The organism is Neoakkermansia glycaniphila (assembly GCF_001683795.1).
Lineage (GTDB): Bacteria > Verrucomicrobiota > Verrucomicrobiia > Verrucomicrobiales > Akkermansiaceae > Akkermansia > Akkermansia glycaniphila.
The window spans coordinates 141,895-157,066 of record NZ_LIGX01000032.1; the positions used below are offsets into that span (position 1 = coordinate 141,895).

General features: G+C 55.6%; 15 protein-coding genes. 7 read left to right on the forward strand and 8 right to left on the reverse strand.

What is annotated here, in order from left to right; genetic code table 11:
* Positions 1–3: 3 nt before the first annotated feature.
* The gene (locus tag AC781_RS09425; RefSeq protein ID WP_067777088.1) at positions 4–387 is read right to left on the reverse strand and encodes a fluoride efflux transporter FluC; all 384 of its coding nucleotides are present in this window, start codon (positions 385–387) and stop codon (positions 4–6) included.
* Between the two features lie 87 nt (positions 388–474).
* Between AC781_RS09425 and AC781_RS09430 the strand changes: the two genes are divergently transcribed.
* The 5 genes from AC781_RS09430 (at position 475) to AC781_RS09450 (ending at position 4,178) form a co-directional block, all read left to right on the forward strand.
* Positions 475–714, forward strand: a complete 240-nt coding sequence (locus tag AC781_RS09430; RefSeq protein ID WP_067777092.1) for an acyl carrier protein — start codon at positions 475–477, stop codon at positions 712–714.
* A gap of 81 nt (positions 715–795) precedes the next feature.
* A complete protein-coding gene (locus AC781_RS09435; protein WP_067777095.1) occupies positions 796–1,329 on the forward strand; it encodes a hypothetical protein in 534 nt (177 codons plus the stop codon).
* Positions 1,286–2,065, forward strand: coding sequence for a LysM peptidoglycan-binding domain-containing protein (locus AC781_RS09440; RefSeq protein WP_083076900.1), 780 nt, complete (start codon positions 1,286–1,288; stop codon positions 2,063–2,065). Before AC781_RS09435 ends, AC781_RS09440 begins: the two co-directional genes overlap by 44 nt.
* 22 nt (positions 2,066–2,087) lie before the next feature.
* Positions 2,088–2,768, forward strand: a complete 681-nt coding sequence (locus tag AC781_RS09445; protein ID WP_083076903.1) for a YwaF family protein — start codon at positions 2,088–2,090, stop codon at positions 2,766–2,768.
* A gap of 45 nt (positions 2,769–2,813) precedes the next feature.
* Positions 2,814–4,178, forward strand: a complete 1,365-nt coding sequence (locus AC781_RS09450) for an APC family permease (RefSeq protein ID WP_067777104.1) — start codon at positions 2,814–2,816, stop codon at positions 4,176–4,178.
* Positions 4,179–4,185: 7 nt separating this feature from the next.
* Here the strand turns inward: AC781_RS09450 and AC781_RS09455 are convergent, their stop codons facing one another.
* Positions 4,186–4,926: a phosphodiester glycosidase family protein gene (locus AC781_RS09455; protein ID WP_067777107.1), complete on the reverse strand. Its 741-nt coding sequence runs from the start codon at positions 4,924–4,926 to the stop codon at positions 4,186–4,188.
* A 202-nt stretch (positions 4,927–5,128) separates the two neighbouring features.
* On the opposite strand from AC781_RS09455, the gene ilvB reads away from it, so the two are divergent.
* The gene (gene ilvB, locus AC781_RS09460) at positions 5,129–6,982 is read left to right on the forward strand and encodes a biosynthetic-type acetolactate synthase large subunit (protein WP_067777110.1); all 1,854 of its coding nucleotides are present in this window, start codon (positions 5,129–5,131) and stop codon (positions 6,980–6,982) included.
* A gap of 63 nt (positions 6,983–7,045) precedes the next feature.
* Entirely contained in the window at positions 7,046–8,569 is a 1,524-nt protein-coding gene (locus tag AC781_RS09465) for a hypothetical protein (protein ID WP_067777113.1), read from the forward strand.
* Positions 8,570–8,629: 60 nt separating this feature from the next.
* Here AC781_RS09465 and gatA read toward each other — a convergent pair whose 3' ends face one another.
* The 6 genes from gatA to AC781_RS09495 all read right to left on the reverse strand — a co-directional run.
* Positions 8,630–10,045, reverse strand: coding sequence for an Asp-tRNA(Asn)/Glu-tRNA(Gln) amidotransferase subunit GatA (gene gatA / locus AC781_RS09470; protein WP_067777117.1), 1,416 nt, complete (start codon positions 10,043–10,045; stop codon positions 8,630–8,632).
* A gap of 19 nt (positions 10,046–10,064) precedes the next feature.
* Positions 10,065–10,358, reverse strand: coding sequence for an Asp-tRNA(Asn)/Glu-tRNA(Gln) amidotransferase subunit GatC (gene gatC / locus AC781_RS09475; protein WP_067777120.1), 294 nt, complete (start codon positions 10,356–10,358; stop codon positions 10,065–10,067).
* Positions 10,359–10,366: 8 nt separating this feature from the next.
* On the reverse strand, positions 10,367–10,684 hold the full coding sequence (locus AC781_RS09480) for a hypothetical protein (RefSeq protein ID WP_067777123.1): 318 nt from the start codon (positions 10,682–10,684) through the stop codon (positions 10,367–10,369).
* Between the two features lie 3 nt (positions 10,685–10,687).
* Positions 10,688–11,296: a hypothetical protein gene (locus tag AC781_RS09485; protein WP_141675857.1), complete on the reverse strand. Its 609-nt coding sequence runs from the start codon at positions 11,294–11,296 to the stop codon at positions 10,688–10,690.
* 108 nt (positions 11,297–11,404) lie between these two features.
* Positions 11,405–14,065, reverse strand: coding sequence for an MFS transporter (locus tag AC781_RS09490; protein ID WP_067777130.1), 2,661 nt, complete (start codon positions 14,063–14,065; stop codon positions 11,405–11,407).
* Between the two features lie 136 nt (positions 14,066–14,201).
* A partial coding sequence (locus AC781_RS09495; protein ID WP_281491761.1) for an acetyl-CoA hydrolase/transferase C-terminal domain-containing protein occupies positions 14,202–15,172 on the reverse strand: 971 nt, incomplete at its 5' end.

Consider the following 15,172-nt stretch of genomic DNA (forward strand, 5'->3'; position numbering starts at 1 on the left):
CATTCAGCGTGTAGCGAGATAACCGGAGGCGGCGAGGAGGTAACCGCCTAGGACGGAGGCCAGTGCAAGGAGCAGCCCTGTTTTGCTTTCGCCCATCAGCGACAGTTTGGCAAGCTGCAGGGCGAAGGTGGAGAAGGTGGTGAAGCCTCCGAGGATGCCGGTAACGAGTAGGGGAGAGAGCCATGGCGCCGCCTGCTGATGCCTGCCGAGCCAACCGGCCAGCAATCCGAGGAGCAGGCAGCCGAAGAGGTTGATCATGAGTATGCTCCATGGGCGCCCGTCATCCCATGGAAAGATGCGGACGATGCCGAATTCCATCAGGTAGCGCATGCTTGCTCCGATGCCTCCGCCGATGAAAACGAGTAGTAGGGATGTTCCTGCAGCCATGACCCAAAAAATGTTCAGGTGATTGAAATATGTGTTGCCTTTGCTAGGGGCGTAAGGTAGTATGAAGCCACTTCAAATACAAATACTATGTCTGACAGCATTGAATCCCAAGTGAAAGACATCATCGTCGAACAGCTCGGCGTTGAACCCGAAAAAGTGACCACAGATGCCAAGTTTATTGATGATCTGGGCGCCGATTCTCTGGACACCGTCGAACTCGTTATGACTTTCGAAGAGAAATTCGGCATCGAAGTGCCGGACGAAGAAGCCGAAGGCCTCAAGTCCGTTGCTGATGTTGTCGCATACATTGAGAAAGCCAAAGCGTAATAGCTGAACACTAGATCAAGTCTTCGGGCGGTTCCTCTCTGAATTCATGAGGGAACCGCCCTTTTACCCTCTGGCGATACTATGCCGTCGATACCCGACGAAGAGATGGAGTATGCTCTTGAGAACACTCATGTTCTCTACGAGCCTGCCCGGCGTATCGATACTTTCGGGGATACCCGGTTCGATTTTATCCTTTTGTCCGAACCCATGGATGCCGTGGGGATGTGTCGCGTGCGTTCGGGTCATGTAGAAGCACAGAGGCCGAAGATTATCAGGCCGGAGGCTTATCGCGATCTGGAAGTGGAGGGATTCGGCGCTCATGGCAGGCAGTTTTTCGACTGGTTGAAGGCCCGGGGCGCCAAGTTGCAGATGCTGCTTCAATACGGTTTCCGGTTCAGCCGGTCGGATGTGCAGGAGGTGCTGCTGCACGAGAATATGGCAGATGTGCGGGGCCGGGTGGTGGATGAAGCCTTGCATTCCGGGAATGCTCTGCGTGTGGTGTTGGAAGGAGTGGATGACGATTGGGAGATATGCCTGTTGAAGTTTACCCTTGAAATGGTTCAAAAGTCTCATGAAATCAATATTTTCGATTTTCGCCGCAAAGGCCTGCTTTAGTTTGTGTGGTCTGGGCGGTTTGTTGTCCGCTGCTGAAGTCAATTATTCGCTTTGGCCGAAGAGGCCGGAGCAGCTGGTGCATGCCCGCGAGCTGGTGAAGCAGAATCGGCTGCAGGAAGCAACGGCCCTGCTGCAGGAGTATTTGCACGATAAGCGTATTGCGGGCAAGGAGGCGCGGTATATTGTATCCCAGATCAATATCCGTGAGTATTTGTCGCGTGATAATCCCGCGGTCGTTCCCTATACGGTCAGAGGCGGAGATTCGTATTTCAAGATTGCCCAAAAGACGAAGACGAGCATTGATATGCTGCTGTACCTGAACGGGACGATAGATTTGAACAAGTTGCAGGCCGGGCAGAAGCTTTTGCTGCGACCGATGCAGTTGACGATGGAAATCAATCTTCCGATGAAGGAGATTCTGGTATGGGATGGCGGTAAGCTGGTGTCGAGCTATCCTCTGCTGGCTGTGCGCGACGGCGGGACGGGGAATGTGGAGACATCCGTTCTGAGCAAATCTGCCAGTCTGGACGGGGCTTCGGTAAGCCATCAGTCCCAGACGTATGCAGCGGCCAACAAGACGTTGAATTTGAAGGCAGGCACGTTGATAGTCGGCAATACGCGCGATAGCCGTCCTGATGAGAAAGGATATTTTCTTTCCGTGGAGGATTGCAATGAGCTCGGGCTGCTGATGGCTCCGGGAAATACGGTGTCTATCATACGTTCTGTGGAACGGTAACGGTGCCTGTACGGCGAATCGCATGGTAGCTTCTTCATTTATCCTCGGTTCGTGGTCGCATGTTTTCGCCCTGGCGAGCATTGCTTTGCTGGGATATGCCTATATGGTTCGGGTGCGCCCCTGGGTCGGGGGCAGGAAGGTGTTTGCGGAGCGGTGCCTTGGCATTCTGTGCCTGTGTACTTATGTGCTGAGTATTGTTGCCAAGGCGATTTCAGGAGATTGTTCATCATGGCAGGAATGCCTTCCGTTGCACTTTTGCGCATGGATGGAGCTGGCCTGTTTTTTTGCGCTGTGGTTTCGCCGTCCTTTGATGTGTGCTCTGGCCTATTTCGGAGTGTTGGCGGCGAGCGTTCAAGGGTTGGTGACTCCGACTCTGGGGAGCGATTTTCCTTCGATCAGTTATTTCGCCTTCTTTTTGTCGCATGGCGTGATTCTTGTTGCGGCGCTTTCTTTGCCGATCGTGTTCGGATGGAGGGCCGGATGTGGCGATCCGTGGCGTGTTCAGTTGATCGGGATTGCGTATTTGGCATGTATGGTTCCGGTGAATTGGTGGCTGGGAACCAATTACGGTTTTACGCGAGTAGCCCCCGTTGCCGGTAGTATTCTGGATTATATGGGAGCGCCTCCTTGGTATTTGTTGTCTATTCAGGTGCCTTTGGCACTACTGTTGTATCTGCTGTATTTGCCGGTAAAAAACAGATAGGAAATCTGCTTGCCTCCAGCAGTCGATTGGGGGATAAAAGCAGGTATGGACGATGAACAGAATTCCGATGTTTCTTCCGAAGGAGATGTGCCGAAGGCTTCTGCCGGGCAGGCAGAGCTAAAGCCATGCGGCGTTTTAGCGGGGCTTTCCATCGGCATCGGAGCAATTGTGGGAGGCGGTGTGTTTGCGACGATGGGGCCTGCCGTTGTCAGTTCTCAGGGAGGCGCGCCGTTGGCGTATGCCTTGGGCGTGGTGCTGGCTGTGCTGACGGCATTCGGGTATATCCGTATGACGCTTCTGTACCCGATGCGGGGCGGTACGGTGGGATTTTTTACAATTGCTTTCGGTACTGGCTATGTGTCTTCCTGTTTGAATTTGCTGCTGGTGGTTTGTTATGCTTGTATAGCATCCTTGTTTGCCGGGGTATTTGGCGCGTATTTGGCTTCCTTGCTCCATTTCCGGGGGAATGAGTTGAATTTGGCGACGCAGGTGTTTGCTTGCCTGGGTATTGTGGCGGTGGCTTATTTGAATTTGAGCAAGGCGTCGGCGATTCCCCGTTTGTCTCTTCGTTTGAATGCTATCAAGCTGACGGTGATGGGTGTGTTCATGGTAGCCGCTTTTCTGGCTCCGACATGGGATAGCCACAATTTCGCTCTGGAAAACTGGGGGACGCCATGGAGTGTGGTGTCTGGCGGCTTGATGATTTTTATCAGCTATGAAGGCTTCGAGTTGATTGCTTCGTCGAAGAGACCGTTTGCCAATCCGAAACGGACGGTTCCGATTGCATATATGGGGACGCTGGCCGTCGCTTTTCTTTTTTATGTGTTGATGGCGGTGGCGACGGTGGGTAATGCGGATCTGTCTCTTGCTTCCGAGCAAAGCGCATATTTGATTTCTGCGGTAGCGGAGCGGTTCATGGGTACGGGCGGGGCTATTCTTTTGTGCGTGGGTGCCATTGTTTCCGCTTTGTCGGCTTTGAGTACGGATGTTTTTTCCGTGTCCGAGATGCCTGGACTGATGGCTGAGCAGAAGGAGATGCCAAACCGTTTTGCACCGACTTCCCCAAGAGCGCGGATGTGGGGGATCGTGTTTGTGTGTACCATGTTGCTGGTGTTTGTGAATGTGTTGACGGTGGCGGAGCTGACGGCTGCTTCCAGTATGGGGTTTCTTTTCGTGTATCTGATCGTCAATCTGGTGTCCCTGAAGATTACACCGCGGTCGAAGCAGGCCTGGATTTTGTCAGGCTCGGCAGCCGGAGGGTGCCTGTTGGCTATTGTGCTGCTGTTCGTGCATTTGGCGACTTCTTCCCGTGCTCATATCGTGATTACGGTGGCTTTGTGCATGCTGGCACTGCCGTTTGTCTGGCAATCTTTGTATTTTGCCTTTCGCTGGTTGAGGCACAGAGGATGATAAAGACCTATCTCGGCGCAACGCCGAGGTAATTGCGTACGCTTTTGACGGAAGGGTAGTAGATGTCCGGAGTTTTCACCCAGTAGGATGATGAAGAGCCTCCGTCGAGATTGAGCGCCATGTGGACGTTGAAGTTGCCCAGAGTGCCGTTTTCATGCAGCCATTCCGCCAGTTCCTTCAAGGTGAGGGCGGAGGTGGTGGCGATGCACCATTTGCCTTTGCCGTCCGTGGCGATGAAGGTGCGGTAGGCGCGGCGCGTGTTGTTGAGCCCCGATACGATGTGGCCTTTTTCGATGAGGAAGGGGCCTCCTTGCAGAGCGTTGGCGATAATGGGTTTTTCTTTTTGGGCAAGGTAGTCTTTGCTGCGGACGAGCTGGATTTTTTTCCCGGTGTCGTACACCAGCCCTGAGACGGAGAAGGCTCCCGATTGGATGGGATGGATTTGTTTGCCGTTTTGCACGACCATGCCGAGAGGCGTGCCTTCCTTGTCCGCGCCGAAGTAGCCGCCGTTGACACCTGCCTGGCACTTATGCCGGGTCATGGCTTTGGAGAGGGAGCCGTATTGCGGAGATGAGCAGTCGGTTTCGTCGATGACCTGGAGGCGATGCGTTTTTTCCTGGAAGAAATAGGCGTGGATTTTGTCCGTCGGAGAGAGGATTCCTGTTTTTCGGGTATGGGTCTGATGCTGTGCGAAAAGGGGGGGTAAAGACAGAAGAGCGAGAATGAGACCCGTGAAAAAATGCTTCATAAGGTCTCTATGGTAATGCCGATGGCCGTTTGTGTGGAGAAGGGAGTGTGTCAGTGTATTGCCGACCGGAAATAGCAGGGGTGTTTTCTGACGCTAGAACGTAGAAAAGCCTTTTCAAAACTCTTTCTCTTTGTTACCCTGCCACCGCATACTCGACTCTGTGGTCGGGGTGTAATTTCGTAACTTCATCAAGATACATACTATGACAGCGAATGATTCGAATAAGGACACATTGACTCAGCACTCCATGACCGGGGCGGAAGCCCTTGTCGAAAGTCTTGTACGTCAGGGTGTCGACGTCGTCTTTGCGTATCCTGGTGGAGCCAGCATGCCCATCCATCAGGCGTTGAGCAAGGAGTCCCGGATACGGACGATTCTGCCCCGTCACGAGCAGGGCGGCGGTTTCGCCGCGGAGGGTTACGGCAGGGCGACGGGCAAGGTGGGGGTGTGCATTTCGACTTCCGGTCCGGGAGCGACGAATATGATTACGCCGATTGCCGATGCCTATCTGGATTCCACTCCGATGGTTGCCATTACGGCACAGGTGGTCAGCTCGCTGATCGGCCGAGGAGCATTTCAGGAGACGGATGTGTTCGGAATGACGGCTCCCATCGTGAAGCACAGCTATCTGGTGACGAAGCTGGAGGATATTCCCCGTGTGATCAACGAAGCTTTTTATCTGGCGCAGTCGGGGCGTCCCGGTCCTGTCGTGATCGATATTCCCAAGGATTTTCAGGAAGGTTCTTTTGTGCCGGATTTCGATGACGAAAAGGATCTTCCGGGATACGATCCGAATGTGGAATGTCCATCCGACCGCCTGAAGGCTCTTGTCCCGCTGATTCTTTCGGCCAAACGCCCGGCCATTTATGCAGGTGGCGGCGTGATTTCCGCCGAAGCCTCCGATGAGCTTGTCGAGTTCGCCGAGCTGGCCCAGATTCCCGTGGCGACATCCCTGATGGGGATCGGAGCCATGCCGGAGACTCATCCTCTTTCGGTTCGCTGGCTGGGTATGCATGGCGCCGTGTATGCGAACAATACCGTGAATGAAGCCGATCTCGTGATTGCGCTCGGAGCTCGTTTCGACGACAGAGTGACGGGGGCCGTCAGCAAATTCTGTCCGGATGCGACGATCGTGCATGTCGATATCGACGCTTCGGAAATCAACAAGAACAAGAAGGTCAAGTACCCGGTTCGTGCCAATGTCAAGGACGCCTTGCAGGTGCTCAATGCCGAATTGAAAGCACTGGGATGCAAGCGCGAACGCTATGATGTTTCCCGTCGCGCCGAATGGTTCCGCCAGATCGAGGATTGGAAGGAGCAGTATCCCCTGAGTTATGAAGAGCGCGACGGTTATATTGCCCCCCAGACCGTGATTGAAGAGCTGTATCGCCAGACGGCGGAGCTTGATCCGATTATTACGACGGGCGTGGGGCAGCATCAGATGTTTGCCGCGCAGTTCTACAAGTTCGACAAACCGAGGAGGCTGGCTACATCCGGCGGCCTTGGTTCCATGGGGTACGGTTTGCCTGCCGCCATGGGGGTGCAGATGGCATATCCCGATCGGCTGGTGGTCAATATCGACGGCGACGGTTCTTTCCTGATGAATGTGCAGGAACTGGCAACGATCAAGGTGGAGCGCATGCCGATCAAGTGCCTTGTGTTGAATAATCAGCATCTTGGCATGGTGGTGCAGTGGGAGGATTTGAAGTACGATTCCAATCGTGCCCAGACGTTCCTTGCCGATGCTCATGACGATTATGACCCGACCCATCAGACGCCCGAAGTTATTTACCCCGATTTCCCCACGTTGTGTGCGGGATTCGGCATCAAGTGCGAACGGGTCACCAGGCAGGAAGATCTGGCCGCAGCCATAGCCCGCATGATTGCTTCTCCTGAAGCGTATGTGCTGGATGTCATGGTGCCGTATGATGTGCACGTGCTGCCGCTGATTCCCGGTGGCATGAGCTACAAGGATGTTTTGCTGGAACGCATCGCCGGAGACGGCAAGGGTCGCAAGGCATCGGATTTGGGCAAGACACTGCCGTCTGCTCTGTAATTCATCATCAACGAGGCAGAATCCGCGATGCGGGTTCTGCCGGCTTGCTTTTTTAGATTCGCCATGTTTGCCCAAACCGCCAAAATTGTCATGGGTGCCTTGTGCATCCTTGTTTTGGCTCTGCTTTTGGGTTCCTCGGCGTCCGAGGGCAAGGAAACGCCTTTGATGCTGCTTGGCGGTATTGCCGTGCTGGCATCGATTGTCGCGTTGGGGAAGAAGGTGTGGTGGCTGTTGCTGCTGTTTCCCGTGATTGCCATTCCTATTCCGGGATTGGGGTTTCTTCCGAAATACGCGATCGCCACGATGATTGTCCTTCCGTCCATGCTGGCCTTGGGTGCGATGGGCAAATTCAAATTCACATGGCATTGGCTGCCATTGATGGATTTGCTGATGGTTGTTCTTCTAGCCTTGCTGGTGCAGGCTTATATCAGAAATCCGGCCGATATTGCCATGTTCAGCGGTCTGGATACGGAATACATCGGCGGGAAGGAGTATGTGCTTTTTATTTTCAGTTTCCTTTCCTATATTACATACTCGATGATTCCGACGAGTATGGAAGAGCTTCGCAAGCTGCTGCGGTACGCCTTTGTTGTGATTATCTTCTTCACGCTGCTCGGGTTGATGTTGGGGCAGTTGGAAGCTAGCGATTCAGGCGGTGCAGCAAATGGCGAGGATATGCAGACTGAGCGGTATGGGCGTTTCGTGGGGGTCGGTTCTTTCGTAACAATGTGGCTTTTGTGCCGATACAATCTCACCCAGATTATGCTTTCTGTTTGGCGATTACCGCTATTTCTTTGCGGTGTTGCCGGGATTTTGTTATCGGGTTTCCGTGAAAAATTGCTTGGCTTGGCTGTTGTCTGCTGTTTTATCTCTTTGATCCGCCGCCGCTTCATTGAAGTATGCCTTGCTGCCGGAGCTGGCTGTTTTGTGTTGTTCTTCATGAGTACGGCGGGCGTTTTGAAAGAGATGCCTTTTGGTATTCAACGATCTTTGGCTATTGTGCCTTTTGTGGAGGTGACTCGCGATGCCAAGGAGTCGGCGGAAGAATCGGCCGATTGGCGCAAGGAAATGTGGGCTTGGGCGTGGGATGACCGCGAGGGGTATATTATAAATCGCATGTGGGGGGACGGTTTCCGTTTGAAGGTTTCTGATGTTAAGAATGAATCCGAAATGATTTACCGCGGTAAAATTTCATTCGGTGATTTGGAATTGTTTGCCCGTGCCGGACAATGGCATAGCGGGCCGATTGAATGTATCAACCGTATCGGTTATGTGGGGCTTGTTCTCTGTTCTCTGTTGATGCTCGCCATGCTGGTCGTCAGTTTTCGAGCCTGTCGTGCCCTGCTGGGACTGAAGGAGGATTATATCGTGATGTTTATTCTGGTGCCTCTTGTGTCGCAGATCGCCCTGTGGTATATGTCTGCCGGTACATTGCAGAAATTTTCGACGTTCATTCCTACGGTGGCATTTGCCAAGTTATTGTATTGTACGGCTTTGAAGGAAGGTTATTTGACGCCGATGTGGAGGCGTGAACGGTATGTACCGCTGATGATCAGGCAGGAAGCTGCCGCTTCTCTTCCGGCTTAAAGGAAAAAAGCCGACCATCATGATGGCCGGCTTGCGTTTTATGGGAATGTCAGAAGCAGATTATGCTTTCATGGATTGCTCCATGGCTTGGGCTACACTCAGGAGGCCAGTTTCGTCGAAGTGGCGGCCGAGAAGCTGGATGCCGACGGGCAGAACGCCGTCTACCGGGCAGGGGATGGAGATGCCGGGCAGGCCTGCGAGGTTGGCCGGAATGGTGTAAATGTCTGCCAGATAGGTTTGGAGAGGCGTCATGGCACTGTCGTGCAGCTTGGGTGCAGGTGCCGGAGTGGTTGGGCCGAGGATGTAGTCGACTTCGGTATATGCCTTGCGGAAGTCTTCGGCAACGAGTGCCCTGACTTTTTGAGCGCGCGAGTAATAGGCATCGTAATAGCCGGAGCTCAAAACGTAGGTGCCGAGAATAATGCGTTTTTTGACTTCGGCACCGAATCCGGCTTCGCGGGTGCGGCGGTACAGGTCTTCCAGTCCGTTGGGAGTGTCTGCCCTCACTCCGTAACGTATGCCGTCGAATCGGGAGAGGTTGGAGGATGCTTCCGCGCAGGCGATGATGTAATAGGTTGCGACAACGGCTTCGGAATGGGGCAGGGATATTTCCACAATTTCCGCTCCCAGGGATTCGAGTGTCGCAATGGCCTTGTCGAGAGCAGCCGTGATTCGCGGATGGTTGCCGGAAGTACGGTATTCCTTGGGTACGCCGATGCGAATGCCTTTGATGTCGTGGCCGAGCCTGGCCGTGAAGTCTTCGCTTTCCCGGTTGCTGGAGGTGGAGTCGTGCGGGTCGTGGCCGCAAATGGCTTGGAGAAGGATGCCCGAGTCTTCAACCGTCTGGGTCAGAGTGCCGATTTGGTCGAGAGAGGAGGCGAAGGCTACGAGGCCGTAGCGCGAGACGCGTCCGTAAGTCGGTTTGAGGCCGACAATGCCGCAGTGCGCGGCAGGCTGGCGAATGGAGCCACCCGTATCGGAGCCGAGTGCGGCGATGGCCGTTCCGTCCGCTACGGCTGCCGCCGAACCGCTGGAGGAACCACCGGGGGCATGTTCCTGATTATGCGGGTTGCCGGTGGCACCGAATGCGGAGTTGGCTCCGGTCGATCCCATGGCGAATTCGTCCATGTTGGTGCGTCCGAAGGGTATGCCTCCGGCTGCCTTGAGTTTGGCGATGGAGGTAGCATCGTAGGGGGCAATGAAGTTTTCCAGCAGTTTGGAAGCGCAACGCGTCGGTTCGCCGTAGATGCAGATGTTGTCCTTGATGGCGATGGGTATGCCGGCCAGCTCACTGCGAACATCGGCCTGTTCGGCCTGCTTGACTGCTTTCTGCGTGTCGAACGAGATGTAGGCGTGCGTTGTCGCGTCGCGTTCTTCAATGGCTTTTGCGACGAGCCGGACGAGTTCGGCGGGAGTGGTGCTGCCGGCACGCAATTGCGCGCGCCATGATGCGAGTGTTCCAAGTTGCCTGGGCATGATTTCGTGGAGATGTGATTTAAGCCGATTCGACGACCTTCGGGACGCGTATTTGTTGAGCGGATGCCTGAGGTGCGTTCATGAGAGCGTCTTCCGGCGTCAGGCCTGGTTGCGGTTCATCGGAACGCAGTGCATCGAATGTCGGTACGGGATGATACATCGGTTCGATTCCGTCCGTATCCCACTGTTGGAGCTGGGTGACGTAGTCGAGGACCTGCGAGAGGTCTTCGGTAAAACGGGCGGTTTCTTCGTCTGTCAGTTCGATACGTGCCAGTTTGGCAATGTAGGCGACATCTATGAGGGGTTTGTTCATCGGAGGTATCAGGCCTGGTTCAGAAGGTTGAGCAGCCAGCAAAGGGATGCGATGATGGAGGCAACCAGGAGGAGGAGGAGGAGTGTGTTTTCCTTGAGCTCGCGGCGGGTGTTGTACACGTGACCTTTGTCGACGGCACATTTGATGCGGCGTGTTTGGCGCTTGGTCAGGATGTCTTCGGGTGCGCTCAGCGTGTTTTCCATTTCCTGAATACGGGTAGGAGCTCCTTGCACGAAGGCGCGGAGGTCGGCCAGTTCCTTGTCGATTTGTTGCTGGCGGAGATCCAGTTCGTCAAGCGGTGCGTATTTCGATTTGCGGGAAGCCATGAGTTAGCGGAAGATGAGGTATATAAGCCAGGCGATCAGGAGGAAGAGGGCGAGAGGAAGGTGGAAGGCGATGCCGTCCATGAAATGCTGCCCAAGTTGTTCACGGGAGAAGGGTGATTCGTTGCTGCGTTTGATTTTGCGGAGGATGTCCGTATGGTGGAAACGGCGGCCATGGGCCAAGGCTTCGCGGTAATCGTTTTCGGCGCGCTCAAGCTTGGGGATGGCGTCGCGCAGCCTTTCCTGCAGCGTATCCTTGGCCCAGTGCTGGGGATTAAGAGCCGAGAGTATCTGGATGTGTTTGCGGAAGCATTCGCAGGCTTCCTGTATTTCGTTCTGCTCCTTTTGCATGGATTCCAGTTCCTTGTCCATGCGGCGAATGGTATTGTGAAGCTTGAGTCCGGTTTCATTGAGATCGGACAGGAAGGAGTCCTTTTGCTGGTTGACTTCTTCCAGCGCCCTTTTTTGTGCCTCGAGCAGCTCGATCTGCCGCGCGGCAGCCGCAACCTGTCGGTTGACGTTTGCGGGGGAGTGAATGTCCCCGTCAGCCGCTTGCGGGTTGAGTTCCATTTGCCGATATTGCGGCTCGGGTTGCCGGGAGGGAGAAGGCGCCATGGTACGTAAAAATTACTTCACCTTTCTTAAGCAAATAGGTGCCTTGTGTCAAGACTTAATCACGACAGGCCGGATAAAGGCGGGATGTGCAGTCACGCTACGGCCGATTCACGGTTCGGACGAGTCGCGGGACGTCTGGTCTTCTTTTGTGAGTTCGGCCAGAAAGCCGCTTTCATCGATGTAGATGTGGGGCGGAACGGGGTAGGGGATGGCGAGAGTCGGCCCTTTGATGGCGCTGCCCTGTGCGCTGATGCGGTAACCCGGCAGGAGTAGGCCGCGCGTGCGGGCCCGCATACCGAGCTGGACAGTGCCGTCTCCGAGTTTGAAGACGCTTTTCATCATCGACATGGAGATGACGATGCCGGCTGGCGTGGCGTGGCAAGGTCTCCAGCGCATATTGGGCGTGCTGATGTCGGAACCTTCGCTGAAGTCGTAGAAGGGTACCTGCTTGGGAGGGATGACGGAGAGCAGGAGGCGGCGCATGTGCTGGGAACCTGCCATTTGCCCAATGGAGGAGGAGATGGGCGTGGTGGCCTGTTCGATCAGATGTACGGGCGTGAGGGTGAGGATGGGCCAAAGGACGGCGACGGTTTCTTCATGCGGTTCGTCGTGCCCGATGGTGGTCAGAAGGGCGGATTGCGGCATGAGCGCATTGACGCGCGTCAATTGCTGTGCGTTCATCCAGTATCTCTGGAAATCGACGGTGTCCTGAACTGATCTGAGGAGGATGGAGAGCCATCGGGCGGCCAGAGCCGGGTATTCCTTGGGTATTTGGTTGTCGATGACGGCGGCGGCGATTTGCAGTCCTGTCAGGAATCCTCCGTTCCAGTGGACGAGCGGCTTGTTGCCCCGTTTTTCCAATCGCTGAAGAAGGCTGTCCTTGCCGGTAGAGCAGCTGGCTTCAAGACAGATGCAGGATAATCGACGGAATTGCTTGAGGACGGACTGGCTGTCAGTTGTTTCCGCATCCATTCGGGTGCCGATGGCGGCTGTGAACGGGTAGGGGATGTGCTGCGGTTTTTTGGTAAAGACGCGGTTGCCGAAGAAGGAGAAGATGCTGCCCCAGAGGCCGTCCATGTACACGGGGATAATCGGAGCCTGTGCCCGGCGGGCGATGATCTCAAGTCCCCGGCGGATGGGGCTCAGGCAGCCTGTGCGGGTGAGTTGTCCTTCGGGGAAGATGCAGATGAGGTCTCCTGCCTTGAGGCCTTCTGCCGCCTTGGCGATGGCTTCGCGCGGATTTTTGGTGGAGATGGGGAGGGAGTTGAATATTTCCAGTATCCAGCCGACGCAGCGTACGGCCGCGAATTCCTCCGCGACGATGAAGCGGATGGGACGTTTGCTGAGGAGGGTGACGAAGAGGGCGTCGGCATAGGTGACGTGGTTGACGACAATCAGGGCTCCGCCCGTTTCCGGGATGCGGTCGCCGTTGATGATGCGCGGGCGGTAGACGCATCGCATCAGCCAGATGCCGACCATACGGATGAATTCCTGGGGTATCAGTCGCAGCGTGACGATGGTGATGCCGAGGCTCAGGAGGAACAGGAGGAAGAACTGCCCCTGGGCCGGGATGCCGAGTTCATTGAGGACGAGCATGGCTCCGACGGCAACGAGTCCCATCAGGGAGTCCATCAGGTTGCCGGCGGCGATGATGTTGCCCCGGTGCGCGGGGTCGCAGTTGTCCTGCAGGAAGGCGTTGAGGGGGACGAGGTAGGCTGCGCCGAAAGCTCCGGTCAGGGCAAGGCAGATGTTGCTTCCCAGTGAGCTGGGAGCAAAGAAGGACATGGTGAGGCAGGAGATGGTGATGCCGATGGCCCCGAACGGGATGAGGCCGAGTTCGTTTTTGCGTTTGCAGAGGATGGAGGCGATGACGCCGCCGCAGATGACGCCGCCGCTGAGCCACGACATGAGCAGGGCGCACAGTGCGCTGAAGTCTTCTTCCTGTACGGCGATGCCTTTGGCGATCTGGATGATGATGAGGAAGAGGGAGCCGGCGAGGAACCAGAAGTAGGAGATGCCGATTTCGCTGAGGCGGAGGAGGCGGTGCCGCCAGAGGTATTTCAGTTGGATGAAATGCTCATAGAAGAGGCTCCATGTGAAGGGGCGCGCCTGTCCTTGTTTGTGCGGGTAGCGGGGGAGGATGAGTGAGACGATGGCGACCGGTACGGCAATGGCAAGGAAGACGATGGTGGGGACGATGGCGGCATGCCATCCGTCCCCTTCCGGCATGCTCGGGGTTTTGGAGGCTTCCAGCAGGTAGCTGTACCAGACGAAGACGCCGATTTGGGCCGCCAGAAGGACGAAGACAACGCTCATTTCGATGATGCCGGAACCGAATCCCAGATATTTGGAGCCCAGCATGTCTTTGACAATGCCTTTTTTGGCTGGGCTTAGGACGGTGGCCTGAAGAGCGAAGATGGTGAACCAGATGATGGCTCCGTGAATGTCGTGCTGGAAGAGGCAGAAGAGCATGAGCCCCATGACGATGATTTGCATGAAGGCCATGGCTTGGATGATGCGTGCCTTGCAGAAGCAGTCGGATATCCAGCCGACGAGGGGAGAGAAGAGGATGTAGGGTAATACGAAGATGGCGCCGAGGGTGTATTCCAGCGTGCTGCCTTGGCCCCAAAGCCAGACACCAAGGGGAATCAGGAGGAATTGGACGGCTTTTTCGTTAAAGGCGTTTTGAGCCTGTACGGCGACGAGCGTCCAAAATCCCCGCCATTCCTGTTTGGTCGGTTCCTTGGTTTGTGTGCTTTGTTCCTCCATGAGGGCGAGGTTATTATTTCATGAAACAGTGAAAGTGCAAGCCTAATCTCCGCGCGGGGCGGCCTGATGCAATGCTGAAAAGCCCGCATCCTGCGGGAGGCTGCGGGCTTTTTGAGTGGATGGGTTGCGGTTTCGCTTATTCGGCCGGAGCGAAGTTCGCATTGCGCATGTCGCCGGTGCCGAGGAATGCGTTGTGCATTTCGAAGGCCTTGCCGAGGTTGTGCGGCGTGTGGCCCTGCGGCGTGAGCGCCATGTAGTCGAGCAGGAGCTGCCTGTAGTCGGGATGGACGCAGTTTTCGATGATTTCCTTGGCACGGTCGCGGGGGCATTTGCCGCGGAGGTCGGCTACACCCTGTTCGGTGACGACGATGTCCACGTCGTGTTCCGTGTGGTCGTGGTGAGAGACCATCGGTACGATGGAGGAGATGGCGCCGCCCTTGGCGATGGAGGGGCAGGTGAAGATGGTAAGATAGCCGTTGCGGGCGAAGTCGCCGGAACCGCCGATGCCGTTCATCATCTGTTTGCCGAAGAAGTGCGTGGAGTTGACTTGGCCGAAGAGGTCGACTTCAATGGCCGTATTGATGCAGATGAGGCCGAGGCGCCGGACAATTTCCGGGTTGTTGGAGAGTTCCTGCGGGCGAAGGATGACTCGGGATTTGAAGAAGTCGAGATCCTTGTACATGTCCGCCAGCATGCCGTCGGAGACGGTGAGGGAGCATCCGCCGACCATGATGCAGCGACCCTGTTTCATGAGGTCGATCACGGAGTCCTGGATAACTTCCGTGTACATTTTGAAGGGAGGAATTTCCTGGCTGCGGCCGAGCGCTGCGAGTACGGCATTGGCAATGTTGCCGACGCCGGACTGGATGGGCAGGAAGCTGGCGGGAATTTTGCCTTTTTTCAGTTCTTCTTCAAGGAAGACTACGACGTTTTCACCGATTTTATCCGTGACGGGGTCGCCGTCCTTGAAAGCGCCGATGCCGTCCGGTTCGTTGGTGTGGACAATGCCGACGATTTTTGCAGGATCGACCTTGAGCGTGTGTGTGCCGATACGGTGGTCGGGGGCGATCAGGGGCAGGGGCTGTCTCTTATACACATCTCCGAGCC

Coding starts and splice junctions, on each gene's coding strand:
- gatC (WP_067777120.1), bottom strand. CDS start 10,358: ATGAACAAACCCCTCATAGATGTCGCCTACATTGCCAAACTGGCACGT.
- AC781_RS09430 (WP_067777092.1), top strand. CDS start 475: ATGTCTGACAGCATTGAATCCCAAGTGAAAGACATCATCGTCGAACAG.
- AC781_RS09490 (WP_067777130.1), bottom strand. CDS start 14,065: ATGGAGGAACAAAGCACACAAACCAAGGAACCGACCAAACAGGAATGG.
- AC781_RS09435 (WP_067777095.1), top strand. CDS start 796: ATGCCGTCGATACCCGACGAAGAGATGGAGTATGCTCTTGAGAACACT.
- AC781_RS09465 (WP_067777113.1), top strand. CDS start 7,046: ATGTTTGCCCAAACCGCCAAAATTGTCATGGGTGCCTTGTGCATCCTT.
- AC781_RS09445 (WP_083076903.1), top strand. CDS start 2,088: ATGGTAGCTTCTTCATTTATCCTCGGTTCGTGGTCGCATGTTTTCGCC.
- gatA (WP_067777117.1), bottom strand. CDS start 10,045: ATGCCCAGGCAACTTGGAACACTCGCATCATGGCGCGCGCAATTGCGT.
- AC781_RS09450 (WP_067777104.1), top strand. CDS start 2,814: ATGGACGATGAACAGAATTCCGATGTTTCTTCCGAAGGAGATGTGCCG.
- AC781_RS09485 (WP_141675857.1), bottom strand. CDS start 11,296: ATGGCGCCTTCTCCCTCCCGGCAACCCGAGCCGCAATATCGGCAAATG.
- AC781_RS09440 (WP_083076900.1), top strand. CDS start 1,286: ATGAAATCAATATTTTCGATTTTCGCCGCAAAGGCCTGCTTTAGTTTG.
- ilvB (WP_067777110.1), top strand. CDS start 5,129: ATGACAGCGAATGATTCGAATAAGGACACATTGACTCAGCACTCCATG.
- AC781_RS09425 (WP_067777088.1), bottom strand. CDS start 387: ATGGCTGCAGGAACATCCCTACTACTCGTTTTCATCGGCGGAGGCATC.
- AC781_RS09480 (WP_067777123.1), bottom strand. CDS start 10,684: ATGGCTTCCCGCAAATCGAAATACGCACCGCTTGACGAACTGGATCTC.
- AC781_RS09455 (WP_067777107.1), bottom strand. CDS start 4,926: ATGAAGCATTTTTTCACGGGTCTCATTCTCGCTCTTCTGTCTTTACCC.